This window comes from Streptomyces sp. CAU 1734, from assembly GCF_039888735.1.
In the GTDB taxonomy this organism is placed as follows: Bacteria; Actinomycetota; Actinomycetes; order Streptomycetales; family Streptomycetaceae; genus Streptomyces.
On the sequence record NZ_JBDQQP010000020.1, the window covers coordinates 99,059 to 125,699 of the forward strand.

The following is a 26,641-nucleotide window of genomic DNA, read 5'->3' on the forward strand; positions in this document are numbered from 1 at the left end:
GGTGCACTGCCCTCATGAGCAACGATCAGCCACCGCCCCCCGGCCCCGGAGGCCCCGACGACGATCCCTTCCGCAAGCGGCCCCAGAACCCCGCCGGCGGGGACGGCACCGGCCAGGGCTGGGGCGACGGCGGCCGGCCGGGCCCCCCGCCCCCCGGCTCCCCCTACGGCGGCGGTGCCCCGCCACCTCCCGGCTCCCCCTACGGGGGCGGCGGCGGAATGCCCCCGTACGATCCCAACGCCTACGGCGGCCCCTACGGCGGCGGCCCCGACCCGCTCGCCGGAATGCCCCCGCTCGCCGATTTCGGCAAACGGCTCGCCGCCCGGATCATCGACACCCTGATCGTCTTCGTCCCGCTCTTCCTTCTCTCGCTCATCTTCGGCGGCTGGGGCGTCAACGCCGATGGCGGGGACAGCTGGGACGACATCGCCAATGAGGTGAACACCGGCCGTCAGTGGGTCTGGTCGGCGATCTCCCTGGTGGCGTACATCGGCTACGACACCTGGATGGTGAAGAAGAACGGCCAGACCGTGGGCAAGCGGCTGCTCAAACTCCGGGTCGCCATGCTCAACGACGGCAGCACCCCCGACACCCGCTCCTCGCTGATCCGGGCCGCGGTGCTCTGGGCGCCCGCGCTGATCTGCTGCTTCTGCCTCTGGTGGCTGGTGCTCATCGTCACGATCCTGACCGACAAGCCCTACAAACAGGGGCTGCACGACAAGGCGGGCCGTACCGTCGTGGTGACGGTCCCGCAATGAGGGACGCGCTCGCGCGGCGCGGGCTCAGCCGCGGCGCGAACCCTCGCCCACCCCCGCGGGCTCCGGGCGGGCGGCCGAACGGCCGTCGCGCGCACTCCGGGAGGCCCGCGCCGGCGCCGCGGCCCGGGCCGGCGGCAGGGAGGTCGCCACCAGCAGCCCGAGCGCCAGCGAGGCGACGCCGATGGCGACGACCCCCGCGGTGGCGGTGGTGCCGGTGAGCAGCAGCAGGGCGAGTGTGGAGAACACGACGGTGGCCGAACCGTAGGCGAGCTGTGCGGTATTCGGACGCGGCATGGCGGTATCCGTCCTGACGGGCTGTCGGGAGATGTTCGGGGGTTCTCTCTCAACGCGTTCGCACTGCCCAATGACTTTACGGGGCCCCACGCCATCACGGAACCCGGGGTAAGCGTGACCTAACCCACGGTGCCGGTGCATAGGGGGCGCACGGAGTCATATGGACAGACCGGCGGTTCCTCTTGTGCGCCCTTCACCGATTTGCCGGATCGGCCGAAAGATTGTCCGGATAGCGGAACTGCTCTCCTGCATAGTGCAGTTGGAATGTCCGAGTCAAGGGTTGTTTTTTCCTCACCGACTACGGTCGAATGCCGTCACTTGTGACGCGCCGATCCGCCGGGACAGCCCCACCCATGGTCCCTGCGAGGCGCGGGGGAGGACACCAATCAAGTGACCACTAGGAGACGGACGACCAGAGCGTCCGCCGTACTCGTCGCACTCGCCGTGAGCACCGCGGCTGTTTCGGCGCTCAGCACCGCGCGGGCAGGGGATCAGGGGTCCCCGGCACGCGCCGCCGCGCCGGCCGCCGACAGCCACGGACACGGCCACAGCGACGACCCGGCACCGCAGAAGGGCCATGTCGACCACGACCTCGACGGCCCCTTCAGCAAGAAGCAGGCACAGCAGCGCGAGACCGCGCTGGAGAAGGTGATAGCCGGGGACGCGACCGTGCAGCAGCGCGGTGCGTCCAAGGTCGTGAAGCTCGACGACCGCAAGTATGTCGAGCTGGGCCGGGAGAAGACCGACAAGATCTTCACCATCCTGGTCGAGTTCGGCGACAAGGTCGACAACGAGACCCTGTACGACCCGGACGGCGACGGGCCCCAGCCGTCCGTCGTCAAGTACGGCGGCACCCCCGGCCCGCTGCACAACCGGATCGCCAAGCCGGACCGGGCCCGCGACAACTCCACGATCTGGCAGGCGGACTACAACCGCGCCCACTTCCAGGAGCTCTACTTCGGCAGTGGCACGGACGCCTCCGGGAAGAAGAAGGAGTCGCTGAAGACCTACTACGAGAAGGTCTCCTCCGGCCGCTACTCGGTCGCGGGCGCCGTCTCGGACTGGGTGAAGGTCGACTGGAACGAGGCCCGCTACGGCTCGAACTACTGCGGCGAGTCCACCTGCAACAACGCCTGGGACGCGGTCCGCGACGGCGTCAACGCCTGGGTCGCCGGCCAGAAGGCGCAGGGGCAGTCGGACGCGCAGATCAAGGCGGCCCTCGCCGAGTACGACGTCTGGGACCGGTACGACTTCGACACCGACGGCAACTTCAACGAGCCCGACGGCTACATCGACCACTTCCAGTTCGTGCACGCCGGCGAGGACGAGTCGGCCGGCGGCGGTGCCCAGGGCGCCAACGCCCTCTGGGCGCACCGCTGGTACGCGTACGGCACCGCGGTCGGCCAGGCCGGCCCGGCGAACAACAAGGCCGGCGGCACCCAGATCGGCGACACCGGCATCTGGGTCGCCGACTACACCGTGCAGCCCGAGAACGGCGGACTCGGCGTCTTCGCCCATGAGTACGCCCATGACCTCGGCCTGCCCGACCACTACGACATCTCCGGCCGCGGTGAGAACTCCACCGGCTACTGGAGCCTGATGTCCGTCGGCTCCTGGCTCGGCATGGGTGACGGCAGCATCGGCGAGCTGCCCGGCGACATGACCGCCTGGGACAAGCTCCAGCTCGGCTGGCTCAACTACGAGAAGGCCAAGGCGGCGACCAAGTCGCGGCACACCCTCGGGGTCTCCGCGTACAACACCAAGCTCCCGCAGGCGCTCGTCGTCGAGCTGCCCAAGAAGCCGGGCACCACCCCCGTCGTGCCGCCCGCCGAGGGCAGCCGGCAGTGGTGGAGCGACATGGGTGACAACCTCTCCAACACCCTGACCCGCTCGGTCGACCTCACCGGCAAGTCCGCCGCCTCCCTGGACCTCTCCGGCTGGTGGCAGATCGAGAACGGCTACGACTACCTCTACACCGAGGTGTCCACCAACGGCGGAAGCAGCTGGACCGCGCTCGACGGCACCGCCGACGGCCGGCCGATCACCCGCGACGCGAGCGACCGGCCCGCACTCACCGGCAGGTCGGGCGCGTACAAGAAGCTGGCCTACCCGCTGAACGCCTACGCGGGCGGCAAGATCGACCTCCGCTTCAACTACCGCACCGACAACGCCACCGCCGAGAAGGGCTTCGCCGCCGACGCGATCACCGTCACGGCGGACGGCGCCCCGGTCTTCAGCGACGGCGCCGAGACCGCCGACGCGGCCTGGACCAGCAAGGGCTTCTCCCGTATCGGGGGCTCCTTCACCAAGGACTACGAGCAGTACTACATCGCCGAGAACCGGCAGTACGTCTCGTACGACAAGACCCTCCAGGTCGGCCCGTACAACTACGGCTTCACCGCGCCGCAGAACAAGTGGGTCGAGCACTACCCGTACCAGAACGGCCTGCTCATCTGGGTGTGGGACACCTTCCGCACCACCAACAACACCAGCTCCCACCCGGGTGAGGGCCGGATCCTTCCGGTCGACGCCAACCCGGAGCCGCTGAAGTGGGCGGACGGCACGCTGATCCGGAACCGGATCCAGTCCTTCGACTCGACCTTCTCGACGAAGCCGTACGACGGCTTCACGCTGCACAAGGGGAATGTCCCGACGCAGCTCAAGGCGAAGAAGGGCAATGCGGTCTTCGACGACCGCAAGGGTACGTACTGGTACGCCGAGAACCCCACCGGTGGGGTGCGTGTAACTGACACCAACACCAAGATCACCGTGGTGAAGGAGTCGGCGAGCGGCGACAAGATCACTGTGAGGGTGGACCCCTCCGTCAAGTAGTCAGCATCGCCGCAGGTCAGACCATGATCGGCCGTTGCCCCCTGGCGGGCAGCGGCCGATCGTGTTTAGGTGCGTGGAGACCAACCCTTATTGACACATCAGCTGACGGGGGAGTGTTCCACCATGCCCGGCGGAGGTTTCAGCAAGCTGCCGAACGGCAGCGTGGTCGTCGCGCTCAGTCTGCCCAGCCCGCTGGGCGACGGCCGTCCGGCCCGCTTCCTCGTCCACGCCGCCAACCGTGCGCGCGCCCTGACCAGACTGCGCAATCTGGGGCTGCGGGCGGTCTATCTGCGGGGGAACGCGGAGCCGCCGACACCGGACGAGATCACGGCCGTACTGCACCACCCGGACGGCCTGCTCTGGCGCACCCAGCCGGGGAGCGCCGGGGGCGAGCTCTGGCATCCGGCCCGGGTCCTGCTGCGGGAACGGGCCCGCGCGGGGGAGTGACGAAGGCGTCCGCCCGGGGTACGGGGCCCGCGCGGGGAAGCGACCGGGGGTGCGCCGGCCCTTCCCGTGCCCGCCGGCCTCGGTGCCCGCCCGGCCTCGTGCCCGCCGGCCGGCGGCGCTCGTGCCCGCCCGGCCGGGTCAGGCCGCCGGCTCGCCGGTCAGCGTCACACCCGCCTCGCGCAGCTCCACCAGCACCCGCTCCGTCCGCTCCTTCGACACCGCGGCCGTCAGTTCCAGCAGCACCCGGGTGGTGAAGCCCTCCCGGGCCGCGTCCAGGGCCGTCGCGCGGACACAGTGGTCGGTGGCGATACCCACCACGTCCACCTCCGTGACCTCGTGCGCCCGCAGCCAGCCGGCCAGCGTCTCGCCGTTCTCGTTCGACCCCTCGAAGCCGCTGTAGGCCGCGGCGTACGCGCCCTTGTCGAAGACGGCGTCCACGGCGCCGGACGCCACGGCGGGGGCGAAGTTCGGGTGGAAGCCGACCCCCTCCGTGCCCGCGACGCAGTGCCGCGGCCAGCTGTCGACATAGTCCGGGGTGTCGGAGAAGTGGTCACCGGGATCGATGTGGTGGTCACGGGTGGCGACCACATGGCGGTAGCCCGCCGGAGCGGCCTGCCCGATGAGATCGGTGATGGCGGCGGCGACCTCGGCCCCGCCGGAGACCGCGAGGCTGCCGCCCTCGCAGAAGTCGTTCTGTACATCGACAACGATCAAGGCGCGGTGCATGGCGGCTGTCCTCACGGAGATGCGGTGGTTACGCGGATATGGAGCCGGGGCGCGGCTGCCCTCTGGGTGCCATTGAGCCTAGAGACTCCACCGGGCATATGGGAGGGGCGCCACCGGAGCCCGGTGCGCGGCCCGTGACGCGTCTTCTCTGCATCTCCCGCGGGTTCCCCGTGAATACCCGGCGCATTCCCGGGGCGCACCGCCTACAGATACTCGGTCGCCAGCACCGGCTCGCCCCGGGAGAGCTGGATGGCCGACATCGGCAGCCCGGCACGGGCCGCGATGTGCCGGTCGCGGGCCGTGTCCAGCGGCTCCCTGGCGACCGTCTCGCCGCCCCTGACCAGCTCCACCAGCAGCTGCCGGTCCTCCAGGCCGGGCGGCACCGGGCCGACACCGACCACCTCGGCCTCCGCGAACCCCTCGGCGTCCCGCCGCCGCGCGGCCCACTTGCGCCCGCCGACCGACGCCTTGCCGCCCAGCGACTTCTTGGCCACCGGCTCCAGCGGCGCGCTCGGGTCCGCGGACTTCGCGCGGGCCACGAGCTTGTAGACCATCGAGCAGGTGGGGTGACCGCTGCCGGTGACGAGCTGGGTGCCGACCCCGTACGCGTCCACCGGCGCGGCGGCCAGCGACGCGATGGCGTACTCGTCCAGATCCGATGTGACGGTGATCTTCGTGTCCCGGGCGCCGAGCTCGTCGAGCTGCTGGCGGACCCGGTGGGCGACGAGGAGCAGATCGCCGGAGTCGATACGGACCGCGCCGAGCCCCGGACCGGCGATCTCCACGGCCGTGCGGACCGCCTCGGCCACGTCGTACGTGTCCACCAGCAGCGTCGTCCCCCGCCCGAGCGAGTCGACCTGGGCCCGGAAGGCGTCCCGCTCGCTGTCGTGCAGCAGCGTGAAGGCGTGGGCGCTGGTGCCGACCGTCGGGATGCCGTAACGGAACCCCGCCGCCAGATCGGAGGTCGAGTCGAAGCCGCCGACATACGCCGCGCGGGCCGAGGCCACGGCGGAGAGTTCATGCGTACGGCGGGCCCCCATCTCGATCAGCCGGCGGCCCCCGGCGGCGGCGGACATCCGCGAGGCGGCGGCGGCGATCGCCGAGTCGTGGTTGAGGATGGAGAGGATCACCGTCTCCAGCAGCACACACTCCGCGAAGGAGCCCTCGACGCGCAGGATCGGCGAGCCGGGGAAGTACACCTCGCCCTCGGGATAGCCCAGGATGTCGCCCCGGAAGCGATATCCGGCCAACCACTCCAGCGTCGGCTCGTCCACGATCCGCTGCTCGCGCAGAAAGCCGAGGATGTCCGCGTCGAAGCGGAAGTTCTCCACCGCGTCCAGCACCCGGCCGGTCCCGGCGACCACGCCGTATCTGCGGCCCTCGGGGAGCCTGCGGGTGAAGACCTCGAAGACCGAGTGCCGGTCGGCGGTACCGGACCGCAGCGCCGCCTGCACCATCGTGAACTCGTACTGGTCGGTGAAGAGGGCGGTCGACGGGACATCCACCGGCAGGCCCAGGTCCGCAGTGTTCACGACACTCACCCTCGCGCTCTCGTATCGGCGGCCCCCATGCCGGGCCGGCCACTCAATGGCCGGATGCTACCCCACATTTCGTCAGAGTGACGAGATGGGAGCCGTTTATGCGCTGAGCCCCCGTGAGTGGCAGCATGGACCGGGTGAGTGTTGCTCCCACAGAGATCGAACGCCCCGAGTCGGCGGAAGAGACCTTCATCGTCCCCGAGCCGGATGTGCCGTGGGTGACGCTCGTCCACAACGACCCGGTGAATCTGATGAGCTACGTCACCTATGTCTTCCAGGCGTACTTCGGATACTCCAAGGACAAGGCGCGCAAACTGATGCTCGACGTGCACAACAAGGGCCGCGCGGTCGTCTCCAGCGGCAGCCGCGAGGAGATGGAACGCGATGTGCAGGCCATGCACGGTTACGGGCTGTGGGCGACCCTCACCCAGGACCGCAACTGATGCCCGGGCACTTCGAGGCCATTCCCGGCGGCGGTGCGGCCATCGCCCTGGACGAGGTCGAGATCTCCATCCTCCGCTCGCTGGCGGTGCAGCTCCTTGAGCTGATCGGCCCCGGCGACGAGCCCGTCGAGGGCGCGGACCCGCTCGCCGCGCTCTTCGCGGAGGGCCCGAGCGAGGCGCCCTCGGACCCGGCGCTGGCCCGGCTCTTCCCGGACGCGTACGAGGACCCCGCCGCGACCGCCCCGCAGGACGACGACGGCCGGGCCTCGTCGGCCGAATTCCGCCGCTTCACGGAGAACGACCTGCGCGCGGGCAAGCGCGAGGACGCGGTGGCGATCGTCCGGGCGCTGGACACCCTGAGCGTGACGGGCGAGGACGAGGCGGTCCTGAAGCTCACCCCCGACGTGAGCGTGCGGTGGCTGCGGGCGCTGAATGATCTCCGGCTGACGATCGGTACGCGTCTTGAGGTCACGGACGACGATGAGGGGGCGGGGCTGTACCGCCTCCCGGACGACGATCCGCGCAAGCCGATGGTGATGGCGTATCTGTGGCTGGGCGTCCTCCAGGAGACCCTGGTCGAAACCCTGACGGCCTAACCGGCGGGGCTCTTGTGTGTGCGGGGTGCCCGTATGCCCGGGCTGGGGTGCTTGTTGGTGCGGGTTGGGTGCCGCTCCGGTTCGGTACTGGGGCTGCATGATTTACGGCGCGCGCACCCGGTCTTGTATTGATTACTCCGGTTTGCGCCACAAATCACGCTTGATGCCCCAGTACCGCTCCTGCGCGTCCCCCTCTTCCGCGAGTGACCCCAGTGCGTGATGACGGTGCTCTGTCTGTCCGTGCGTTCCGAGTCGGTTTCACAAGGCGGGGAACCCCGGTCCGGAAGGTCACCCGGGGGTCGGATCGTGATGGGCGTCAGAGTGGGCGGGTGCTTCTGGGCGGGCGCTCCCGCACCGGAAACAAGCGGCTTGGGGCGGGGGGCCGCTTATTGGCCCGCACCCCGGACAACCCGAACGACGACGCGACACCGCCCCCACGCCAACTCGCACCCGCGAAAGAGGGCAAGCAAATTCAGCCTCGCTGGGGGTACCTCCCAGGCGAAGCTCTGGGGGAGATTGAGGCGCGGGGCGCGGGGCGGAGCCCCGCAAAAGGACCCGCACCACGGGGAAGGGCGCACAAGACTCCGCCCCGCCGGAGGCAGCCGTACCCCGCCTACCCACCGGTACCCCCACGCTCAGCGGACACTCAAATCCGGATAACGATCACGTCACCGCCCCCACCCCCTTCACCCCGCCGATACCTATTTGCCCGCATTTATTGGTGATGTGAGTCATATTCGATGTACTTGATCTCCGTTTCAACCGTGATAAATCTGCACGACCGCCAGGGCCGCCACCCATGTCCCTGGAGGCGCTTGGACCGGCGGACCGCCGGTGGCACTCCATCCATATCCGGGGGGATCAGGACCTGATCCGCAGACGCACGCGCCAGTCGCGGCGGACGCGGATCAGCATGGAGAAAGGGCGCATCACCATGACCTCAGTGCAGGTCGGCAAGGATGACGGGCACGACGGCGAGGCCGTCACCGCGGGCGCGACCACGGTCGGCGCGGCGGCACCCGAGGAGCAGGGGTATCACCGGGCGCTCGGGGCCCGTCAGATACAGATGATCGCGATTGGCGGGGCGATCGGCACCGGGCTCTTCCTCGGTGCGGGCAAGGGCATCTCGAAGGCCGGGCCCAGCCTGATCCTGGCGTACGCCGTCGCGGGCGTCGTGATCTTCTTCATCATGCGCGCCCTCGGCGAGCTGCTGATGTACCGCCCGGTCGCGGGCTCGTTCTCCGACTACGCGCGCGAGTTCATCGGGCCCTTCGCGGGCTTCGCCACCGGCTGGACCTACTGGCTCTTCTGGGTCGTCACCGGAATGACCGAGGTCACCGCCGCCGCGGCCTATATGACGTACTGGTTCGACGCGCCCCAGTGGATCTCCGCGCTCGCCTTCACGATCATTCTGTACGCCGCGAACCTGATCTCGGTGAAGCTCTTCGGAGAGCTGGAGTTCTGGTTCTCGATGGTGAAGGTCACCGCGATCGTCGGCATGATCCTCATCTGTGCCGGCATCCTCACCATCGGCTTCTCCGACGCCGGCGACACCGCCTCGGTCTCCCTGCTGTGGAGCGACGGCGGCTTCTTCCCCAAGGGCATCGGCGGCACCCTGATGACCCTCCAGATCGTGATGTTCGCCTTCCTCGCGGTCGAGCTGGTCGGTGTCACGGCCGGTGAGTCCAAGGACCCGGAGAAGAACCTTCCCAAGGCGATCAACACCGTGCCGATCCGGATCGCCGTCTTCTACATCGGCGCGCTGATCATGATCCTGTCGGTAGTCTCCTGGACCAACTTCCAGCCCGGTGTCTCCCCCTTCGTCGCCGCCTTCGACGAGATGGGCCTCCAGGTCGGCGCGGCCATCGTGAACTTCGTCGTGCTCACCGCCGCGCTGTCGTCCTGCAACTCCGGCATGTACTCCACCGGCCGGATGCTGCGCGACCTCGCGCTCAACAGCCAGGGCCCGAAGATCTTCACCCGGCTGACCCGCAACGGCACCCCGCTGATCGGCACCACCTTCTCGGCAGGGCTGATGCTGATCGGTGTCTGGATCAACTACCAGTGGCCCGGCGACGCCTTCAACAAGATCGTCTCCTTCGCCACCATCTCCGGCATGTGGGCCTGGATCATGATCCTGGCCAGTCACATCCGCTACCGGGCCAAGGCCGACCGCGGCGAGGTGGCGCAGTCCTCCTTCAAGGCCCCCGGAGCCCCCTGGACGAGCTGGTTCGCGCTCGCCTTCATCGGCATGGTGATCGTGCTCATGGGGATCGACAAGGACGCGCGGATCTCGCTCTACTGCGCCCCCGTCTGGGCGCTGGGGCTGGCCGTCGCCTACCTCGTACTGAAGAAGAAGGACCCGCAGGGCGCGGCGTTCAGCAAGGCCGGCGCGGGCAGGGGCTGACCCTCGCGCGGACGGACGGCCCGGGGCACCGCCCCGGGCCGCCCGCGGCGGGCTGCTTATCCTGATCGGCATGCTGACGCTGACCCAGGCTCTCTTCGACCAGATCGTGGCGCACTCCCGCGCGGACCACCCGGATGAGGCATGCGGCGTGGTCGCGGGCCCGGCGGGCACCGACCGGCCCGAGCGGTTCATCCCCATGCTGAACGCCGCCCGCTCGCCCACGTTCTACGAGTTCGACTCGGCGGATCTCCTCAAGCTCTACCGGGAGATGGACGACAACGACGAAGAGCCGGTGATCATCTACCACTCGCACACCGCGACCGAGGCGTACCCGTCCCGTACGGACATCTCGTACGCGAATGAACCCGGCGCCCACTACGTCCTGGTCTCCACCGCCGACAACGACGACGCGGGCCCCTTCCAGTTCCGCTCCTTCCGGATCGTCGCCGGTGAGGTGAGCGAGGAAGAGGTCAAGATCGTGGCTGCATACTGATCCCGTCGGAAGATCCGACAAGTGGGCGGCTGGACCCAGGAAGCCGGTGCGAATCCGGCGCGGTCCCGCCACTGTGACCGAGCGCTCCCGTCCGCGGGGCGCTCGCCAGCCAGGAACTGACCTGCCGCCTTCTCCCAGCACCAAGGGGACGTGGAAATCCCCGGAGGAGGCCGTACCCCGTCATGTCCAGGCGCCGTTCCGCCCTGATGTCCGCCGCGCTGCTGCTCCCGCTCGCCCTCACCGGCTGCGGTGGTGAGACCGAGAAGAAGACCGATGCCGCGAAGCCGGCCCCCGGATTCCCGTACACCGTCGACAACTGCGGTGTGAAGACCACCTACCAGGCGCCCCCGAAGCGGGCCGTGACCATGAACCAGCACGTCACCGAGGTCATGCTGGAGCTCGGTCTGGAGAAGTCCCTGGTCGGCACCGCCTATCTCGACGACCAGGTGCTGCCGGAGTACGCGAAGGCGTACGCCGCGATACCCGTACTCGCCAAGGAGTACCCCTCCAAGGAGAAGCTGCTCGCCGCCAACCCCGACTTCGTCTACGGCGGCTACGCGAGCGCCTTCGAGGCCAAGGACGGCCGGACCCGCCAGGAGCTGAAGAAGTCCGGCATCGACAGCCGCCTCAATCTGGAGTACTGCACCAAGTCGAAGACCACCCTGGACGATGTGTACCGGGAGGTCGACGAGGTCGGCCGCACCTTCGGCGCCGGTGACCGGGCGAAGAAGTGGATCGAGGCGTCACGGGCCTCCGTCGCCGCGACCGGCGAGAAGCTGAAGGGGCGGAAGGCCGTCTCCGTCTTCGTGTACGACAGCGGCGACAAGACCGCCTTCACGGCCGGCGGCAAGGGCATCGGCAATGAGCTGATCACCCGCGCGGGCGGCCGGAATGTCTTCGCCGACCTCGACAAGACCTTCGGCGACGCCACCTGGGAGCAGGTGGTGGCCCGCAAGCCCGAGATCGTCGTGATCTACGACTACGGCAAGACCAGCGTCGAGCAGAAGAAGCAGCGGCTGCTGGAGGACCCGGCGCTCCGCGATGTCCCGGCGATCAAGAACAAGCGGTTCGCCGTGCTGCCGCTCTCCGACGCGGTCGTCGGGGTCCGGATGCCCGACGCCATCACCAAGCTGGCCGCGCAGCTCGCGCCGGAGACCGCGCGGTGACCTCCGACGTCTCCTCCCGGCCGCCGCTCGTGAAGGAGGGGCGGCCGGGGGCGGCGCCCCGGGCGGGTGCCGCCGCCCGGCTGCGGTACCCGGCCGTGGTCACCGGCCTGCTGGCCGCCCTCGCGGCGGCCGTCGTGGCCGGTCTGGCCGCCGGCTCCGTCTCCATCCCGCCCGGACAGGTGATCGAGGCCCTGCTGCCGGGGGCGGCGCCGAGCCCCTTCCGGACGATCGTCGTCGATGTACGGCTGCCCCGGGTGCTGCTCGGCGCGGCCGTCGGCGCCGGGCTCGCCGTGGTCGGCACGGTCCTCCAGGCGCTGGTACGGAACCGGCTCGCCGACCCGTTTCTGCTCGGGATCTCCTCCGGGGCGTCCACCGGCGCGGTCGTGGTGCTCACCCTCGGGGTCGGGGCCACCACCGCCGTCGCGATGCCCGCCGGGGCGTTCGCCGGGGCGCTGGTCGCGCTGGCCCTCGTCTACGGACTGGCCCGCGGCGGCGGCACGATGAGCGGCACCCGGCTGGTGCTGGCCGGTGTGACCGTCTCGTACATCCTCTCCGCCGTCACCACCCTCGTACTGGTCGCCTCCGCGCGGCCCGAGCACTTCCGCGAGGCGCTCTACTGGTCGCTGGGCGGGCTCGGCAGCGCCCGCTGGGACACCCTCTGGGCGCCCGGCATCGTGGTCTGCCTGGGGCTGCCGCTGCTGCTCTCACTCGCCCGGCCGCTGGATCTGCTGCTGGTGGGGGAGGAGGGGGCGACCGTGCTCGGCCTCGATGTCGCCCGCTTCCGGGCCGCCGTCTTCGTCCTGGTCTCGCTGATCACCGCGGTACTCGTCTCGGCGAGCGGCGCGGTCGGCTTCATCGGCCTGATGGTCCCCCACGCGGCCCGGCTGCTGGTCGGCGCCACCCACCGGGCGCTGCTCCCGGTGGCCGCGCTGGCCGGCGCCGTCGCGCTGATCGTCGCCGATCTGGGCGCGCGTACCCTCTTCGCCCCACAGGACATTCCGGTCGGGGTGCTGACCGCGCTCATCGGCGGACCGCTCTTCCTCTGGCTGATGCGCAGCCGTACCGCACAGGGAGCCGCGCTGTGAAGGTCATTCCTCCCCCGCCCGGCAGCGCGGCGCTCACCCTCGACGGGGTCGGGTACGCCACCGGCGGCCGCACCCTGCTGCGCGGTGTCGGTCTCGACGTCCGTCCCGGTGAGACGGCCGGCCTGGTCGGCCCCAACGGCAGCGGCAAGACCACACTGCTCCGCTGTGTGTACGGCACCCTCCGCCCCACCGCGGGAACGATCCGGCTCGACGACACCGATCTGCTCGCCCTCGGTGCCCGCGCCCGCGCCCAGCGGGTCGCGGGGGTGCCGCAGGAGAGCCCCGCCGAATTCGAGCTGACCGTCCGCGAGATCGTCGCGATGGGCCGCTCCCCGCACAAGCGGTTCTGGGAGCCCTCGGACTCCGGGGACACCGCCCTGGTGGACGAGGCGCTCGCCCGGCTCGGCGTCGCGGAACTGGCCGACCGGCTCTTCCCCTCCCTCTCCGGCGGGGAGCGCCAGCGGGCCCTGGTGGCACGCGCGCTGGTCCAGCGGCCCGAACTGCTCATCCTGGACGAGCCCACCAACCATCTCGACATCCGATACCAGCTGGAGATCCTCGGCCTCATCCGCACCCTGGGCTGTACCAGCCTGCTGGCCCTGCACGACCTCAACCTCGCCGCCTATCACTGCGACCGGATCCATGTGCTGAAGGACGGCGGGATCGTCGCCTCCGGCACCCCGGCGGAGGTTCTGACCTCAGAACTTCTCGCCGATGTCTACGGCGTGGACGCCGATGTCTCGGTCCACCCGGTGACCGGAGCGCCCGCCATCACCTATCTGCCACCGGGTCTGCGGTCCGTATCGTGAGCGATCCCCGTCCGGGATGCGAGATCACATTCCGGATCCCGGACCGGGAATCGATACGATGACCGCATGGTTCTCCACGACATGCGCGACAAGACGCCGAGCGGTTCCGTCCTGCTCGTGGCGCGGCTGCATGTCGACCTGTGCCGACTCGCCAGCGCGATGTGTACCTGAGCACGGAGCTCGTCCTCCGCACCACCCCGCGCGGGGGCCGAGCCGCGCCCCTGCCGCACGCGAGTTCCGAAGAGTTCCCGAGACGCACCGAGCCTCCGGGATTCCCCCTCCGAGTTCCTCTCCCACGACTGGAGTCCACGCCATGGCCATCGAGGTCCGCATTCCGACCATCCTCCGCACCTACACCGGCGGCGCCAAGGCCGTGGAGGGCAGCGGGGACACGCTCGCCGAGCTCTTCGCCGACCTCGAAACCCGCCACAGCGGCATCCGGGAGCGCATTGTCGACGGCGGTGAGCTGCGCCGCTTCGTCAATGTCTACCTCAACGACGAGGACGTCCGCTTCCTCTCCGGCATCGCCACCGAACTCTCCGACGGCGACAGCGTGACAATCCTTCCCGCCGTCGCCGGCGGCATGTACTGATGCGCTACGACTCCCCGCTCGCGGCGGTCGGCAACACCCCGCTGGTCCGGCTGCCCCGGCTCTCCCCCTCCGACGACGTCCGCATCTGGGCCAAGCTGGAGGACCGCAACCCCACCGGCTCGATCAAGGACCGCCCCGCGCTCCACATGATCGAGCAGGCCGAGAAGGAGGGCCGGCTCACCCCGGGATGCACCATCCTGGAGCCGACCTCGGGCAACACCGGCATCTCGCTGGCGATGGCCGCGCGGCTCAAGGGTTACCGGATCGTCTGTGTGATGCCGGAGAACACGAGCGAGGAGCGCCGGCAGCTGCTCGCCATGTGGGGCGCCGAGATCATCCCCTCGCCCGCGGCGGGCGGCTCCAACACCGCCGTCCGCCTGGCGAAGGAGCTCTCCGCCGAGAACCCGTCCTGGGTGATGCTCTACCAGTACGGCAACCCGGCCAACGCGGGCGCCCACTACGCGACCACCGGCCCGGAGATCCTGGCCGACCTCCCCTCGATCACCCACTTCGTGGCCGGCCTCGGCACCACCGGCACACTGATGGGCGTCGGCCGCTATCTGCGCGAGCACGTCCCCGGCGTCAGCATCGTGGCGGCGGAGCCGCGCTACGACGACCTGGTGTACGGGCTGCGCAATCTCGACGAGGGCTTTGTGCCGGAGCTGTACGACGCGTCCGTCCTCACCACGCGCTTCTCGGTCGGCTCGGCGGACGCGGTGACCCGTACACGGGAACTCCTCCAGCAGGAGGGGATCTTCGCGGGGGTCTCGACGGGGGCGGCGCTGCACGCCGCGATCGGGGTCGGCCGCAAGGCGGTGAAGGCGGGGGAGTCCGCGGACATCGTCTTCGTCGTGGCCGACGGGGGCTGGAAGTATCTGTCGACGGGTGTGTACACCGCGGAGACGACGGAGGCGGCGATCGAGGCTCTCCAGGGCCAGCTCTGGGCCTGACCCCTCCGGGTGGCTCCGCCCCGGGCCCCGGGGGCGAGCCGCTCCTCCCCGGGGACGCCTCCGGGTGACCCCCGCCGGGGCCGTTTCCCCTCCCCGTCCCTTCCCGTAACCGGGGCTCCGCCCCGGACCCCGCCCCCCCGCGCCTCAAACGCCGGAGGGGCTGATGTCGGGCGCGGCGGAATCAGCCCCGCCGGCGTTTGAGGCGCGGGGTACGGGGCGGAGCCCCGTCGGGAGCCCGCGCGCCGCGGGGGGCGCACAGGGGCACCGAGCCGGGGCGGAATCCGGCGGAAGGGGTGCCCCGGAGCGCGGCCCCACCCCCGAGATGGCCCTCCCGCGCCGTCCGAATCAGTGACAGCGCAGGTGAGTTCCTTCACAACCCCCCTCCCCGGAGGCGCGAGCCCTCCTTTTGCGCTTTACGCTCAACGGACCGCATGGCCCAGACCCACCCCCAGCCCTCCCCGTCAACGGAGGTTCAAGCTCCATGAAGCTCACCGTCGTCGGCTGCTCGGGGTCGTTCCCGTCCGCGGAATCGGCCTGTTCGAGCTACCTCGTAGAGGCCGACGGCTTCCGGCTGCTCCTCGACATGGGCAATGGCGCCCTCGGCGAGCTACAGCGCCATATCGGTCTCTACGACCTCGACGCCGTTTTCCTCAGCCATCTGCATGCCGATCACTGCATCGACATGTGCGCGTACTTCGTGGCCCGGTACTACCGCCACGAGGGCGGGCGCTGCGACGCCATACCCGTCCACGGGCCCGAGGGCACCGAGCAGCGGCTGATCACCGCGTACGCGGATGTCCCGACCCCCACCGCGATGAGCGAGGTCTTCGACTTCCGCACCCTGAAGTCCGGCACCTTCGACATCGGGCCGTTCGCCGTGCGGACCGAGCGGGTCGCCCATCCCGTGGAGGCGTACGGGATCCGGCTGGAGCACGGCGGGCGGACACTGGCGTACTCCGGTGACACGGGGATGTGCGAGCCGCTGCACGAGCTGGCGGAGGGGGCCGATCTCTTTCTCTGCGAGGCATCGTTCACCCATGGCAAAGAGGACATTCCAGATCTCCACCTGAACGGCCGGGAGGCCGGGGTTCAGGCGCGGGACGCCGGGGTGGGGCGGCTGGTGCTGACCCATATCCCGCCGTGGACGGACGGCGAGCGGAATCTCGCGGACGCCCGCGCGGTCTTCCCCGGGCCGGTCGACCTCGCCGCCGCGGGCGCGGTCTACGAGGTGTGACGGGCGCGGTCCCGGCGCATGGCTCCCGGCACACCGGTGCGCCCGGCCCCGTACGCGATGTACGGGACCGGGCGCACCGGTGTGTCAGGGTCGGGGCGCGGCTACTTGCCCTCGGCCTTGAGCAGCTCCGCCAGTTCCTCGTCCGACTCCCGGCCGGGGGTCGGCAGATTGAACTTGGTGATCGCGAAGCGGAAGACCACGTAGTAGATCGCCGCGAAACAGAGGCCGACCAGTGCCAGGCCCCATGGGTTGGTGGCGATGCCGAGGTTCAGCAGGAAGTCGATCGCGCCGGCCGAGAAGCCGAAGCCGTCCTTCATACCGAGGCCCCAGGTCAGGGCCATGGACACACCGGTGAGCACCGCGTGGACGGCGTACAGCACCGGCGCGATGAACATGAAGGTGAATTCGATCGGCTCGGTGACACCGGTCACGAAGGAGGTGAGCGCGAGCGAGAGCATCATGCCCGCGACGACCTTGCGGCGCTCGGGGCGGGCGCAGTGCACGATGGCGAGACAGGCGGCCGGGAGGGCGAACATCATGATCGGGAAGAAGCCGGTCATGAACTGTCCGGCGGTCGGGTCGCCGGCGAGGAAGCGGGCGATGTCGCCGCTCTTGCCCTCGTAGGAGCCGGCCTGGAGCCAGGGGAACGAGTTCAGCAGGTGGTGCATGCCGACGGGGATCAGCGCACGGTTGGCGAGACCGAAGATGCCCGCGCCGACGGCGCCGGAGCCGACCAGCCACTCGCCGAAGTTGTGCAGCACCGAGCCGAGAACCGGCCAGATGAGGCCGAAGAGGATGCCGATCAGCAGGCCGGCGAAGGCCGAGAGGATCGGGACGAGACGGCGCCCGCCGAAGAAGCCGGCCCAGTCGGGCAGCTTGGTGCGGTAGAAGCGCTGGTAGAGCAGGGCGACCACGATGCCCATCACCACACCGCCGAGCACCTTGGCGTCGACCGGTGCCTCGGTCATGACTATCTTGCCGTCGACGACCTTGGCGACCTCGGGCAGGTTCTTGTCGGTGAAGGTGCCGAGGACGGCCTTGAAGACCAGATAGCCGGTGACGGCGGCGAGCGCGGTGGAGCCGTCCGACTTCTTCGCGAAGCCGATCGCGATGCCGACGGCGAAGAGCAGCGGCATGTTGTCGAGCAGCGTGTTGCCGCCCGCGTGCATATAGCCGGCGATCTTCTGGATGATCGTCGGGAAGGACTCGCGGCCGAGCATGTCGCTGTTGCCGAGTCGCACCAGGATGGCTGCGGCGGGCAGCACGGCCACCGGCAGCATCAGGCTGCGGCCGATGCGCTGCATGACAGCCATCGCACCCGCGCCCTTCTTCTTCGGTGCCGCGGGTGCGGCGCTTGCCGTGGACATCAGGATCCTCCAGGGGAGCAAGGCGCCGCCCGTGGGGAGTGAAAGGGGATGAGGCGGCGACTCAGGGGGAGCGCGGCAGGCAGCCGCGTGGTCTAAACCACTGAGTGGTGTAGACCTTTGTAGCACGCCGGAGATAGATAAGGAACCTGCGAATAGGTCTCGATATCGCGGCTGTTGGGGATTTCCCTGACATCGGACATAAGGGACTATTTGCCGGAAGTCTCGACCCGTTCGGAGAGGGGGCGAGATCGGAATACGGCGTGGTCCGCCCCTGAATTCGGATGCCGCCGGGATATCCCGGGCCGGTGCCGGACGAGTGCCGGAGGAGAGCCGGCCGAGTGCCGGCCGCGCGCCGCCGCCGGGCCCGGGCCGGCCCCGGGACCGCGCCCCGGGCGGTCCGGCGCCGGTTCCGGACCGTGTCCCGGACCGGCCCCGGACAGGCCCGGGCGGCCTGCGGCGTCTACGGCATACGGCGTGCGGCACGCAGGAACAGGGCCGGGCGGGCCCGTCTCCGGACCCGCCCGGCCCTGTCCGCCCTCGCCGGGCGGCGGCCTACTTCACGTTGTCGCGCTCCAGCTGATCGCCGACCTCGTCCGGCTCCCGCCCCGGTGTCTGGATGTTGAATTTAATGATCGCGAATCGGAAGATCGCGTAATAGACGGCCGCGAAACAGAGCCCGATCGGAATGATCAGCCACGGTTTTGTCGCCAGGCTCCAGTTGATGACGTAGTCGATCAGACCGGCCGAGAAGCTGAATCCGTCCTTGACGCCCAGCGCCCAGCTCACCGCCATCGACACACCGGTGAGCACCGTGTGGACCGCGTACAGCGCCGGGGCGACGAAGAGGAAGGAGTACTCGATCGGCTCGGTGATCCCGGTGACGAAGGAGGTCAGCGCCACCGAGAGCATCAGGCCGCCGACCTCCTTGCGCCGGTGCGGCTTGGCGCAGTGCGTCATGGCCAGACAGGCGGCCGGGAGGGCGAACATCATGATCGGGAAGAAGCCGGTGGTGAACTGCCCCGCGTTCGGGTCGCCCGCCAGGAACATCGAGATGTCACCGTGCACCACCGTGCCGTCCGGCTTGGTGTAGCTGCCCAGCTGGAACCAGATCGGCACATTGAGGAACTGGTGCAGGCCGATGACGAGCAGCGCCCGGTTGGCGATGCCGAAGATCCCGGAGCCCCAGGCCCCCAGATTGACCAGCCAGTCGCTGAAGCTCTCCAGGCCGTCGCCGATCGGCGGCCAGACCCACAGGCTCAGCGCGGCCACCGCGATGGCGACGAACGACATGATGATCGGGACGAGCCGGCGGCCGTTGAAGAAGCCCAGCCAGTCGACCAGCTTGGTGCGGTGGTAGCGCTGCCAGAAGTATGCCGCCAGCAGACCCATCACGATGCCGCCGAAGACACCGGGGTTCTGATACGTGAAGGAGGCGACCGAGCCGTCCGGTGCCTGGCACCCGGTGGCCGCCGCCTTCGCGCCCTCCGCGCAGGTCTCGGGGAACTGGCGCAGCACGTTGTAGTAGACGAGGAAGCCCGCGACCGCCGCCAGCGCGGTGGAGCCGTCCGACTTCTTGGCCATGCCGATGGCGACACCGATGCAGAACAGCAGCGGCAGTCCGATGTTGGAGTCGAGCAGCGCGCCGCCCGCTCCCGCCATCACCTTCGCGACATCGTTCCAGCCCAGCCCGTCCGCGCCGAAGACATCGGGCTGGCCCAGGCGGTTCAGAATGCCGGCCGCGGGCAGGACTGCGATGGGGAGCTGAAGGCTGCGGCCCATCTTCTGGAGCCCCTGGAACAGTTTGTTCCAGACCGAGGGCTGCCGTGCGGCGGCGCTCTCTGAACTCATCGGCTTCCTCCGGGAGCGGCCAGGTTTGGCGGGTGTCGCAGACTGGTGTAGACCAGTTGCGGTACGATTCCGGGCCCCGCCCGGGCGTGATGGCCCGGAACGGACGACCGGTGATCTTCATCATTCGGTAGAGAACGGTTACTCGCCCGCGAAGATGGGCCAACCGTGCGTTACCGTGACAAAGCGGACCCGGGTGGGCCGACGCAGCGCTGAGCGCCCCGCGTGGGCGTCCTGGACACACAGGGAGAGAACATGGCCAGCAAGGCTGAGAAGATCGTCGCCGGGCTCGGTGGGATCGACAACATCGAGGAGATCGAGGGCTGCATCACCCGTCTCCGTACCGAGGTCACCAACCCGGACCTGGTGGACGAGGCCGCGCTCAAGGCCGCGGGCGCGCACGGCGTCGTGAAGATGGGTACCGCGATCCAGGTCGTCATCGGCACCGACGCCGACCCGATCGCCGCCGACATCGAGGACATGATGTGAGCCGGCGGCACTGACGCCGACCTGTCGCGAAGGGCCCTGTCCGGTGCACGGACGGGCCCTTCCGCACACCGGACAGGGCCCTTCCGCACAGCCGATAGGCTCATGGCCATGTCTCGAATCGACGGCCGTACCGCCGAACAGCTCCGCCCGGTCACCATCGAGCGCGGATGGAGCAAGCACGCCGAGGGTTCCGTCCTCATCTCCTTCGGCGACACCAAGGTCTTCTGCACGGCCTCGGTCACCGAGGGCGTGCCGCGCTGGCGCAAGGGGAGCGGCGAGGGGTGGGTCACCGCCGAGTACTCGATGCTGCCGCGCGCCACCAACACCCGCGGCGACCGCGAGTCCGTCCGGGGCAAGATCGGCGGACGGACCCATGAGATCAGCCGGCTGATCGGCCGCTCGCTCCGCGCCGTCATCGACTACAAGGCGCTCGGCGAGAACACCGTCGTCCTCGACTGCGATGTGCTCCAGGCCGACGGCGGCACCCGCACCGCCGCGATCACCGGCGCCTATGTCGCCCTCGCCGACGCGGTCGCCTGGGCCAAGACCAAGAAGCTGGTCAAGGCCGGGCGCGAGCCGCTCACCGGAACCGTCGCCGCCGTCTCCGTCGGCATCGTGGACGGCACCCCGCTCCTCGACCTCCGGTACGAGGAGGATGTGCGCGCCGACACCGACATGAACGTCGTCTGCACCGGCGACGGCCGCTTCGTCGAGGTCCAGGGCACCGCCGAGGCCGAGCCCTTCGACCGCGCGGAGCTCAACGCCCTGCTCGACCTCGCCGCCGGCGGCTGCGCGGATCTGACGGCGCTCCAGACCGAGGCCCTCGCCCGCACCGCGTCCTGAGGGACCGTCCGAGCCGCCCCCCGCCGGCGGCCCGGTCCATCCGATGCGTTCCCGGTACGTCTTCGGTACAGACTCGGCACCTGCCATGATCAGAATCGAATCGGCGAGTAAAGACTCAGCCGGTAAAACAGAGTAAAGAAGCAACCAAGTACGCCCCCAGGGGCGTCGTTAGTGGCACGGGCTCACGGGCCGAACCGTGCGCCCGGCCACATTCCGGGAGGGACCGTTCCATGGCCGCGCGCCGCCGTATCGCACTCACACTCGCCACCGCCGCTCTGATCGTGCCGGTCACCGTCGGCTGCAGCACCGTCGAGGACGCCGTCAACAAGGCGGTTGACTGCGTCGAGACGGTCGAAGCCATCGGGACCAGCGTGACCAAGCTCGGCGAGGCCGCCGGCTCCGCCGCCGAGGACCCGACCAAGGCGCTCGAAGCCCTCGACTCCATAGACAAGGAGCTCACCTCGCTCGGCGACAAGACCGACAACGCCGACCTGGACAAGGCCGCCGCGGACCTCAACGCTAGTGTCGACAGCGTCCGCAAGTCGATCGAGAGCGGCGCCGCGCCCGACATCCAGCCGGTGAAGGACGCCGCCGCCGAGATGGGCAAGATCTGCTCCCCCTGATCGCCGCGGCGCGCCCGGGCGGGCCTCCCGCCCGGGCGACCGCCGGGCCCCGGTCGGCCGCGGCACGCGCCGCCCGGATAATCGGCCCATGAACCGTCTCATCCTCGCCACCCGCAACGCCGGCAAGATCACCGAACTCCGGGCCATCCTCGCCGCAGCGGATCTGCCGTTCGAACTCGTCGGCGCGGACTCCTACCCCGAGATCCCCGACGTCAAGGAAACCGGCGTCACCTTCGCCGAGAACGCCCTGCTCAAGGCGCATGCCCTCGCCCGGGCCACCGGTCTGCCCGCCATCGCCGACGACTCCGGCCTCTGTGTCGACGTCCTCGGCGGCGCGCCCGGCATCTTCTCCGCCCGCTGGGCCGGCACCCATGGCGATGACGCCGCCAATCTGCGGCTGCTGCTCGCCCAGCTCTCCGACATCGCCCCCGAGCACCGGGCCGCGCACTTCTTCTGCGCCGCCGCGCTGGCGCTCCCCGACGGGACCGAGCGCGTGGTGGAGGGCCGGATGACCGGCACCCTGCGTCATGTCCCGGCCGGCTCGCACGGCTTCGGCTACGACCCGGTCCTCCAGCCGGACGGCGAGACCCGCACCGCCGCCGAGCTGAGCCCGGCGGAGAAGAACGCGATCAGCCACCGGGGGAAGGCATTCCGCGCGCTGGTGCCGGTCATCCGCGAGCTGCTCGGCTGACCCTCCGCGAGCGCGGGCCCGAGCGCGGGCCCGGGGCGCGGCCTCCGCGGAATCCCTCGCCCGCCCCGTTGTACTCCCGCGATGCCCGACGGGCGCGGCACTCACCGAGTGCCGCGCCCTTCGCGTGTTCAGTGCGGCCGGAGGGACTCGAACCCTCACGGGTGTTAACCCACTGGGACCTAAACCCAGCGTGACTGCCAATTCCACCACGGCCGCGCGTGCGTCCATCGTAGTGGCCGCACTCCGGACGGCCGAAGCCGGCCGGAGTGCCCGACACCGGCTGTTCATCACCGCTTCCCCCGGGCGCGCCGGGCCCCGCGAGGCCGGTGTGCCCGGGGAAGCGGGGCGTCAGATGCCCAGATCCTTGATGATCTTGGCGACATGCCCGGTCGCCTTCACGTTGTAGAAGGCCCGCTCGACCTTGCCCTCCTCGTCCACCACGATGGTGGAACGGATCACTCCGGTGACCGTCTTGCCGTAGAGCTTCTTCTCGCCGAAGGCGCCGTACGCCGTCAGCGTCTCCTTCGACGGGTCGCCGACCAGCGTGACCTTCAGGCTCTCCTTGTCCCGGAACTTCGCCAGCTTCTCCGGCTTGTCCGGCGAGACCCCGATGACGTCGTACCCCGCCTCCGCCAGCAGCTCCAGATTGTCCGTGAAGTCGCAGGCCTGCTTGGTGCAGCCCGGGGTGAGCGCGGCCGGGTAGAAGTACACGATGACCTTGCGGCCCTTGTGGGAGGCGAGGGAGACATCGTTGCCGTCCGCGTCGGGCAGGGTGAAGTCGGGGGCGGTGTCGCCGGTGTCGAGTCGCGCGCTCATGGTTCTCCTCTTCGGGCCGGTTCACGGCCGGTCGAGCCGTGCGGGTGTACGCCGCCGAGCGTAGTAGGGGTGCCGCCGGGTGCGTACGCGGACGAACTGACAGACTGGCCGGGACGAACCACCCGAGACGACCATGGAGGCAGCGCGGTGTCGGACGCGAGGACCCCAGCGCAGATCGAGGCGGACATCGTCCGCCGACGCGACCAGCTGGCGGAGACGCTCGACGAGATCGGGGTGCGGGTGCACCCGAAGACGATCATCGGCGACGCCCGGGCCAAGGTCGCCGAGACGGTGGACCGCACGGCGGGCCGGGCCTGTGCCGCCGTGAACCGCACGACGTCCGGTGTCCGCTCCCGGTTCGTCTCCGAGGACGGCGCCCCCAGGCTGGAGCGGGTCGTCCCGGTCGCCCTGGTGGCCGTCGCGGTGCTGGGCCTGCTCGCGATGTCGTCCTCCCGCAGGCAGCGCGGGGCGTGACACCCGCCGGCCGGGGCGGGCGGGACACCCGCCGGACCGGGCGGGACCGGCCGGCCCCGGGCGGCGGATGCAGGCCGATCGCGTACGGAAAGCCGTGGTGCGGGTAAGTTCGACGCGTGAGCGCCAACAGCCGTGAGACCGGCCCCCAGCACGACAAGCTGCCCATCCGGATGCTGCACGACCGCGTACTGGTGCGGACCGACATCCCGGAGGGCGAGCGGCGTTCCAGCGGCGGCATCGTCATCCCCGCCACGGCCGCCGTCGGCCGCCGGCTCTCCTGGGCCGAGGTGGTCGCCGTCGGGCAGAGCGTGCGGACGGTGGAGCCGGGGGACCGGGTGCTGTACGACCCCGAGGACCGTGCCGAGGTCGAGGTGCGCGGCGTCGCCTACGTCCTGATGCGGGAGCGCGATCTGCATGCGGTGGCCGCCGACCGCTTCCAGGGCTCCGAGGATTCCACCGGCCTCTATCTGTAGGACGCGGGCGGGCACCTCCCCTCATCCCTGCCCCCCCGGCGGTTCCGCCCCGGCCCCCGGTTCGGGAATCCCGGTGTCCGTCCGGCGCCCGCCCGCGGGGGCGTCCGGCCCCGGACCCGTCCCGCCGGATCCGCCCGGTCCGCTGCCGAAACCGCCCGGTCCGGTGCCCGCGCCGGGACCCGTCCCCGTACCCGCGCCCGTCCCGCCGTCGATCCCGGCGGTCAGCCCGCCGACCGGGAAACCGTCGGGAAAACCGTCCGGGAATCCGCCGGGGAAGCTGCCGTCCGGATAGCCCTCGTCCGGGTATCCGCCGTCCGCCGCGCCCGTGCCGCCGTCGGACGGACCGCCGGACTCGCTCGGCCCGCCGTCCGGCGGCGGGCTCGGCGAATCCGACGGCGACGGCGGACCGGACACCGACTCGGACGGGCTCTCCGAGACCGGCGGCGGCTGCTCGGGCACCGCGCCCGGCTCCGTCCGCAGATCGAACTCCACGATCTCGCTGCCCTCCAGCGCCGTGCCGGTGAACTGCCCCCAGACCCGCGCCGGGGCACCGCCGCCATTGACCCGGGGCAGTCCCATCGCCCCGTACAGCGGCTTCTGCGCCCCCGAGTCCGGGTCCTGCCCCATCACCGCCACCACGGTGGCCAGTTCGGGGGTGTATCCGGCGAACCACGCGGCCTTGTCCTGCTCGGCGGTTCCGGTCTTGCCGGCGGCGGGGCGGCCCGCCGACCGGGCGGCGGTGCCGGTGCCGCCCTCGACCACGCTCTGGAGCACCGCCGTGGTGGTGTCGGCGGCCTCCCGGCTGACGGCCTGCCGGTCCTCCCTCTCCGGCAGCGCCACCTCCTGCCCGTCCTTGGTGACCCGGTCGACCACGGTGTAGGTGCCGTGTCTGCCGTGGTTGGCGAGGGTGGCGTACGCCTCGGCCATGTCGAGCACACTCGCGGTGGCGGGACCGAGCGCGATGGAGGGCGAGGCGGTGAGATCCGGAGTGCTCGCGGGGAGACCGAGGGCGAGCGCGGTCCGCCGGACCCGCTCCGGGCCCACATCCACCGCCATCTGGGCGTAGACCGAGTTCACCGAACGGTCGGTGGCCTCGGTGACGGTGATCGTCCCGTACGAGACGCCGTCCTCGTTCTCGGGAGCGTACGGCGCCCCGCCCCAGCCCCGCACCGGCCGCCGGTCGGTGCCGTCGTAGAGGGTGTACGGGGTGATCAGCCGGCCGTCCCGGGTCCGTGAGCCGTGCTCGACGGCGGAGGTGAAGACGAACGGCTTGAAGGTGGAGCCGACCTGGTAGTCGCGCCGGGTCGCGTTGTTGACGTACTGCCGGGTGTAGTCGATCCCGCCGTACATCGCCACCACCCGCCCGCTGCCCGGGTCGATGGACGCCCCGCCGACCCGCACATTCCGGTCGGCTCTGCGGTCCTCGCTCAATTTCGCGGTCACCTGGTCCCGCACGGCCCGGACGAAGGCGTCCTGCTTCGCCCGCTCCAGGGTGGTGGTGATCCGGAAACCGCCCGCGGCCAGGGTGTTCTCATCGATGATGTCGTGGCCAGTCAAATACTCCTCGACGGCCTGGACGACATAGCCGCGCTGCCCGGAGAGCCCGATGGCGGGCTTGGCCCGCTGCGGCACCGGGAAGGTCATCGCCGCCCGCTCGGCCGGATCCAGCCAGCCCTCCTTCACCATGCCGCCGAGGGTGTAGCTCCAGCGGGCGAGCGCCGCGGACTTGTACTCGGGGTGGGTGGTGACGTCGTACGCGCTCGGCGCGTTCAGCAGCGAGGCCAGATACGCGCCCTCGGCGGTGTCGATCTCCTCGATGTCCTTGGCGTAGTACGCCTGCGCCGCCGCCTGGATCCCATAGGCGTTCCGGCCGAAGTAACTGGTGTTGAGGTACCCCTGCAGGATCTCGCTCTTGCTCTGCTCCCGGCTGAGCTTCACGGAGATGAAGAATTCCTTCCACTTCCGCGAGATGGTCTGCTCCTGGCCGAGGTAGTAGTTCTTGACGTACTGCTGGGTGATGGTGGAGCCGGACTGCTTGCCCTTGCCGGTGAGGGTGTTCCAGGCGGCGCGGACCATGGCCTTGGGGTCCACCGCCCGTTCGGAGTAGAAGTTGCGGTCCTCGGCGGCCAGCACCGCCCGCTGCACCGTCAGGGGGACCTGGTGGAGCCGGACGTTCTCCCGGTTGATCTCGCCGTCGCGGGCGATCTGGGTGCCGTCCTCGTAGAGATAGACATTGGACTGGGCGGTCGCCGTCGCATTGGCGGGCGGGATGTCCACCAGGGCGTAACCGGCCAGAAAGCCGCCGATGAGCAGCAGGGCGATGAGCAGGAAGGTGCCGAGGACCGTCCGCCAGGTGGGCAGGAACCGCCGCCGGCGCCGCCCGCCGCCTTTCGCGCCGTCCCCGCGTCTGTCTCCCCGGCGGTTCCCTCCGCCGTTCGCCCGGCCGTTCCCTCCGCCGTTCCCTCCGCCGTCCCATCCGCCGTCCCCGAAGGATTCCGTTTCCGGCGTTCCCGGCCGGGACGCGGTCGCGTCCCTGGGGGACCAGCCCTGCCCCTGCGGCTCCGTGCTCATGTGCCCATAGTGCACTTTTCAGATCGATATCCCCCGTACCTTCACCCATAAATACCTCGCGGGGGTCCCACCGCCCGGA

Annotated in this window: 27 protein-coding genes, 1 tRNA gene and 1 riboswitch; of the genes, 20 read left to right on the forward strand and 8 right to left on the reverse strand. The window is 70.2% G+C overall.

Annotation, left to right across the window (positions count from 1 at the left end):
• Positions 1–14: 14 nt before the first annotated feature.
• Positions 15–758 carry an RDD family protein gene (locus AAFN69_RS30595; protein WP_347732128.1) on the forward strand — a complete coding sequence of 248 codons (744 nt, stop codon included), beginning with the start codon at positions 15–17 and terminating at the stop codon, positions 756–758.
• A 24-nt stretch (positions 759–782) separates the two neighbouring features.
• Here the strand turns inward: AAFN69_RS30595 and AAFN69_RS30600 are convergent, their stop codons facing one another.
• Positions 783–1,052: a hypothetical protein gene (locus AAFN69_RS30600; RefSeq protein WP_347732129.1), complete on the reverse strand. Its 270-nt coding sequence runs from the start codon at positions 1,050–1,052 to the stop codon at positions 783–785.
• A 390-nt stretch (positions 1,053–1,442) separates the two neighbouring features.
• Here AAFN69_RS30600 and AAFN69_RS30605 point away from each other — a divergent pair, with 390 nt between their 5' ends.
• On the forward strand, positions 1,443–3,884 hold the full coding sequence (locus AAFN69_RS30605) for an immune inhibitor A domain-containing protein (RefSeq protein WP_347732130.1): 2,442 nt from the start codon (positions 1,443–1,445) through the stop codon (positions 3,882–3,884).
• Positions 3,885–4,007: 123 nt separating this feature from the next.
• Positions 4,008–4,331, forward strand: a complete 324-nt coding sequence (locus AAFN69_RS30610; RefSeq protein WP_347732131.1) for a hypothetical protein — start codon at positions 4,008–4,010, stop codon at positions 4,329–4,331.
• Positions 4,332–4,469: 138 nt separating this feature from the next.
• Here AAFN69_RS30610 and AAFN69_RS30615 read toward each other — a convergent pair whose 3' ends face one another.
• Together AAFN69_RS30615 and AAFN69_RS30620 are read right to left on the reverse strand one after the other, a co-directional pair.
• Positions 4,470–5,057, reverse strand: a complete 588-nt coding sequence (locus AAFN69_RS30615) for an isochorismatase family protein (RefSeq protein ID WP_347732132.1) — start codon at positions 5,055–5,057, stop codon at positions 4,470–4,472.
• A gap of 203 nt (positions 5,058–5,260) precedes the next feature.
• On the reverse strand, positions 5,261–6,589 hold the full coding sequence (locus tag AAFN69_RS30620; RefSeq protein WP_347732133.1) for a nicotinate phosphoribosyltransferase: 1,329 nt from the start codon (positions 6,587–6,589) through the stop codon (positions 5,261–5,263).
• A 134-nt stretch (positions 6,590–6,723) separates the two neighbouring features.
• Here AAFN69_RS30620 and clpS point away from each other — a divergent pair, with 134 nt between their 5' ends.
• The 11 genes from clpS to AAFN69_RS30675 all read left to right on the forward strand — a co-directional run bounded on the left by clpS (position 6,724) and on the right by AAFN69_RS30675 (position 16,370).
• Complete coding sequence (gene clpS / locus AAFN69_RS30625; RefSeq protein ID WP_347732177.1) at positions 6,724–7,038, forward strand: ATP-dependent Clp protease adapter ClpS; 315 nt, start codon at positions 6,724–6,726, stop codon at positions 7,036–7,038.
• Positions 7,038–7,634, forward strand: coding sequence for a DUF2017 domain-containing protein (locus AAFN69_RS30630; RefSeq protein ID WP_347732134.1), 597 nt, complete (start codon positions 7,038–7,040; stop codon positions 7,632–7,634). The genes clpS and AAFN69_RS30630 overlap by 1 nt, the downstream gene beginning before the upstream one ends.
• A gap of 934 nt (positions 7,635–8,568) precedes the next feature.
• Complete coding sequence (locus tag AAFN69_RS30635) at positions 8,569–10,041, forward strand: amino acid permease (RefSeq protein WP_347732135.1); 1,473 nt, start codon at positions 8,569–8,571, stop codon at positions 10,039–10,041.
• A gap of 70 nt (positions 10,042–10,111) precedes the next feature.
• Positions 10,112–10,534 (forward strand): M67 family metallopeptidase, encoded by a 423-nt coding sequence (locus AAFN69_RS30640; protein WP_347732136.1) that lies wholly within the window; start codon positions 10,112–10,114, stop codon positions 10,532–10,534.
• Positions 10,528–10,674, forward strand: a riboswitch (cobalamin riboswitch). Its footprint overlaps the gene before it by 7 nt.
• A 42-nt stretch (positions 10,675–10,716) precedes the next feature.
• Positions 10,717–11,700 (forward strand): ABC transporter substrate-binding protein, encoded by a 984-nt coding sequence (locus tag AAFN69_RS30645; protein ID WP_347732137.1) that lies wholly within the window; start codon positions 10,717–10,719, stop codon positions 11,698–11,700.
• A gap of 80 nt (positions 11,701–11,780) precedes the next feature.
• Positions 11,781–12,785, forward strand: a complete 1,005-nt coding sequence (locus tag AAFN69_RS30650; RefSeq protein ID WP_347732178.1) for an iron ABC transporter permease — start codon at positions 11,781–11,783, stop codon at positions 12,783–12,785.
• On the forward strand, positions 12,782–13,594 hold the full coding sequence (locus AAFN69_RS30655; RefSeq protein ID WP_347732138.1) for an ABC transporter ATP-binding protein: 813 nt from the start codon (positions 12,782–12,784) through the stop codon (positions 13,592–13,594). The genes AAFN69_RS30650 and AAFN69_RS30655 overlap by 4 nt, the downstream gene beginning before the upstream one ends.
• Before the next feature lie 66 nt (positions 13,595–13,660).
• Positions 13,661–13,765, forward strand: coding sequence for a putative leader peptide (locus AAFN69_RS30660; protein ID WP_347732139.1), 105 nt, complete (start codon positions 13,661–13,663; stop codon positions 13,763–13,765).
• Positions 13,766–13,907: 142 nt separating this feature from the next.
• On the forward strand, positions 13,908–14,186 hold the full coding sequence (locus AAFN69_RS30665; protein WP_347732140.1) for a MoaD/ThiS family protein: 279 nt from the start codon (positions 13,908–13,910) through the stop codon (positions 14,184–14,186).
• Positions 14,186–15,136: a cysteine synthase gene (locus tag AAFN69_RS30670; RefSeq protein ID WP_347732141.1), complete on the forward strand. Its 951-nt coding sequence runs from the start codon at positions 14,186–14,188 to the stop codon at positions 15,134–15,136. Before AAFN69_RS30665 ends, AAFN69_RS30670 begins: the two co-directional genes overlap by 1 nt.
• A 481-nt stretch (positions 15,137–15,617) precedes the next feature.
• The gene (locus AAFN69_RS30675) at positions 15,618–16,370 is read left to right on the forward strand and encodes an MBL fold metallo-hydrolase (protein ID WP_347732142.1); all 753 of its coding nucleotides are present in this window, start codon (positions 15,618–15,620) and stop codon (positions 16,368–16,370) included.
• 101 nt (positions 16,371–16,471) lie between these two features.
• Here AAFN69_RS30675 and AAFN69_RS30680 read toward each other — a convergent pair whose 3' ends face one another.
• Both AAFN69_RS30680 and AAFN69_RS30685 read right to left on the reverse strand, forming a co-directional pair.
• Complete coding sequence (locus AAFN69_RS30680) at positions 16,472–17,737, reverse strand: PTS transporter subunit EIIC (RefSeq protein ID WP_347732143.1); 1,266 nt, start codon at positions 17,735–17,737, stop codon at positions 16,472–16,474.
• Between the two features lie 552 nt (positions 17,738–18,289).
• The gene (locus AAFN69_RS30685) at positions 18,290–19,585 is read right to left on the reverse strand and encodes a PTS transporter subunit EIIC (RefSeq protein WP_347732144.1); all 1,296 of its coding nucleotides are present in this window, start codon (positions 19,583–19,585) and stop codon (positions 18,290–18,292) included.
• Between the two features lie 252 nt (positions 19,586–19,837).
• On the opposite strand from AAFN69_RS30685, the gene AAFN69_RS30690 reads away from it, so the two are divergent.
• The 4 genes from AAFN69_RS30690 (at position 19,838) to rdgB (ending at position 22,228) form a co-directional block, all read left to right on the forward strand.
• On the forward strand, positions 19,838–20,071 hold the full coding sequence (locus AAFN69_RS30690; protein WP_347732145.1) for a PTS glucose/sucrose transporter subunit IIB: 234 nt from the start codon (positions 19,838–19,840) through the stop codon (positions 20,069–20,071).
• Between the two features lie 108 nt (positions 20,072–20,179).
• Positions 20,180–20,914 (forward strand): ribonuclease PH, encoded by a 735-nt coding sequence (gene rph, locus AAFN69_RS30695; RefSeq protein ID WP_347732146.1) that lies wholly within the window; start codon positions 20,180–20,182, stop codon positions 20,912–20,914.
• Positions 20,915–21,144: 230 nt separating this feature from the next.
• Complete coding sequence (locus tag AAFN69_RS30700; RefSeq protein ID WP_347732147.1) at positions 21,145–21,537, forward strand: hypothetical protein; 393 nt, start codon at positions 21,145–21,147, stop codon at positions 21,535–21,537.
• 88 nt (positions 21,538–21,625) lie between these two features.
• Positions 21,626–22,228, forward strand: coding sequence for an RdgB/HAM1 family non-canonical purine NTP pyrophosphatase (rdgB, locus tag AAFN69_RS30705; RefSeq protein WP_347732148.1), 603 nt, complete (start codon positions 21,626–21,628; stop codon positions 22,226–22,228).
• 132 nt (positions 22,229–22,360) lie between these two features.
• Here the strand turns inward: rdgB and AAFN69_RS30710 are convergent.
• Positions 22,361–22,444, reverse strand: a tRNA-Leu gene (locus AAFN69_RS30710).
• A gap of 132 nt (positions 22,445–22,576) precedes the next feature.
• The gene (bcp, locus tag AAFN69_RS30715) at positions 22,577–23,044 is read right to left on the reverse strand and encodes a thioredoxin-dependent thiol peroxidase (protein WP_347732149.1); all 468 of its coding nucleotides are present in this window, start codon (positions 23,042–23,044) and stop codon (positions 22,577–22,579) included.
• Positions 23,045–23,191: 147 nt separating this feature from the next.
• Here bcp and AAFN69_RS30720 point away from each other — a divergent pair, with 147 nt between their 5' ends.
• Positions 23,192–23,518, forward strand: coding sequence for a DUF3618 domain-containing protein (locus AAFN69_RS30720; protein ID WP_347732150.1), 327 nt, complete (start codon positions 23,192–23,194; stop codon positions 23,516–23,518).
• A gap of 116 nt (positions 23,519–23,634) precedes the next feature.
• On the forward strand, positions 23,635–23,991 hold the full coding sequence (locus AAFN69_RS30725; protein ID WP_347732151.1) for a co-chaperone GroES: 357 nt from the start codon (positions 23,635–23,637) through the stop codon (positions 23,989–23,991).
• A 21-nt stretch (positions 23,992–24,012) separates the two neighbouring features.
• On the opposite strand, the gene AAFN69_RS30730 is transcribed toward AAFN69_RS30725, so the two are convergent.
• Positions 24,013–26,562 carry a transglycosylase domain-containing protein gene (locus AAFN69_RS30730; RefSeq protein ID WP_347732152.1) on the reverse strand — a complete coding sequence of 850 codons (2,550 nt, stop codon included), beginning with the start codon at positions 26,560–26,562 and terminating at the stop codon, positions 24,013–24,015.
• Positions 26,563–26,641: the final 79 nt, after the last annotated feature.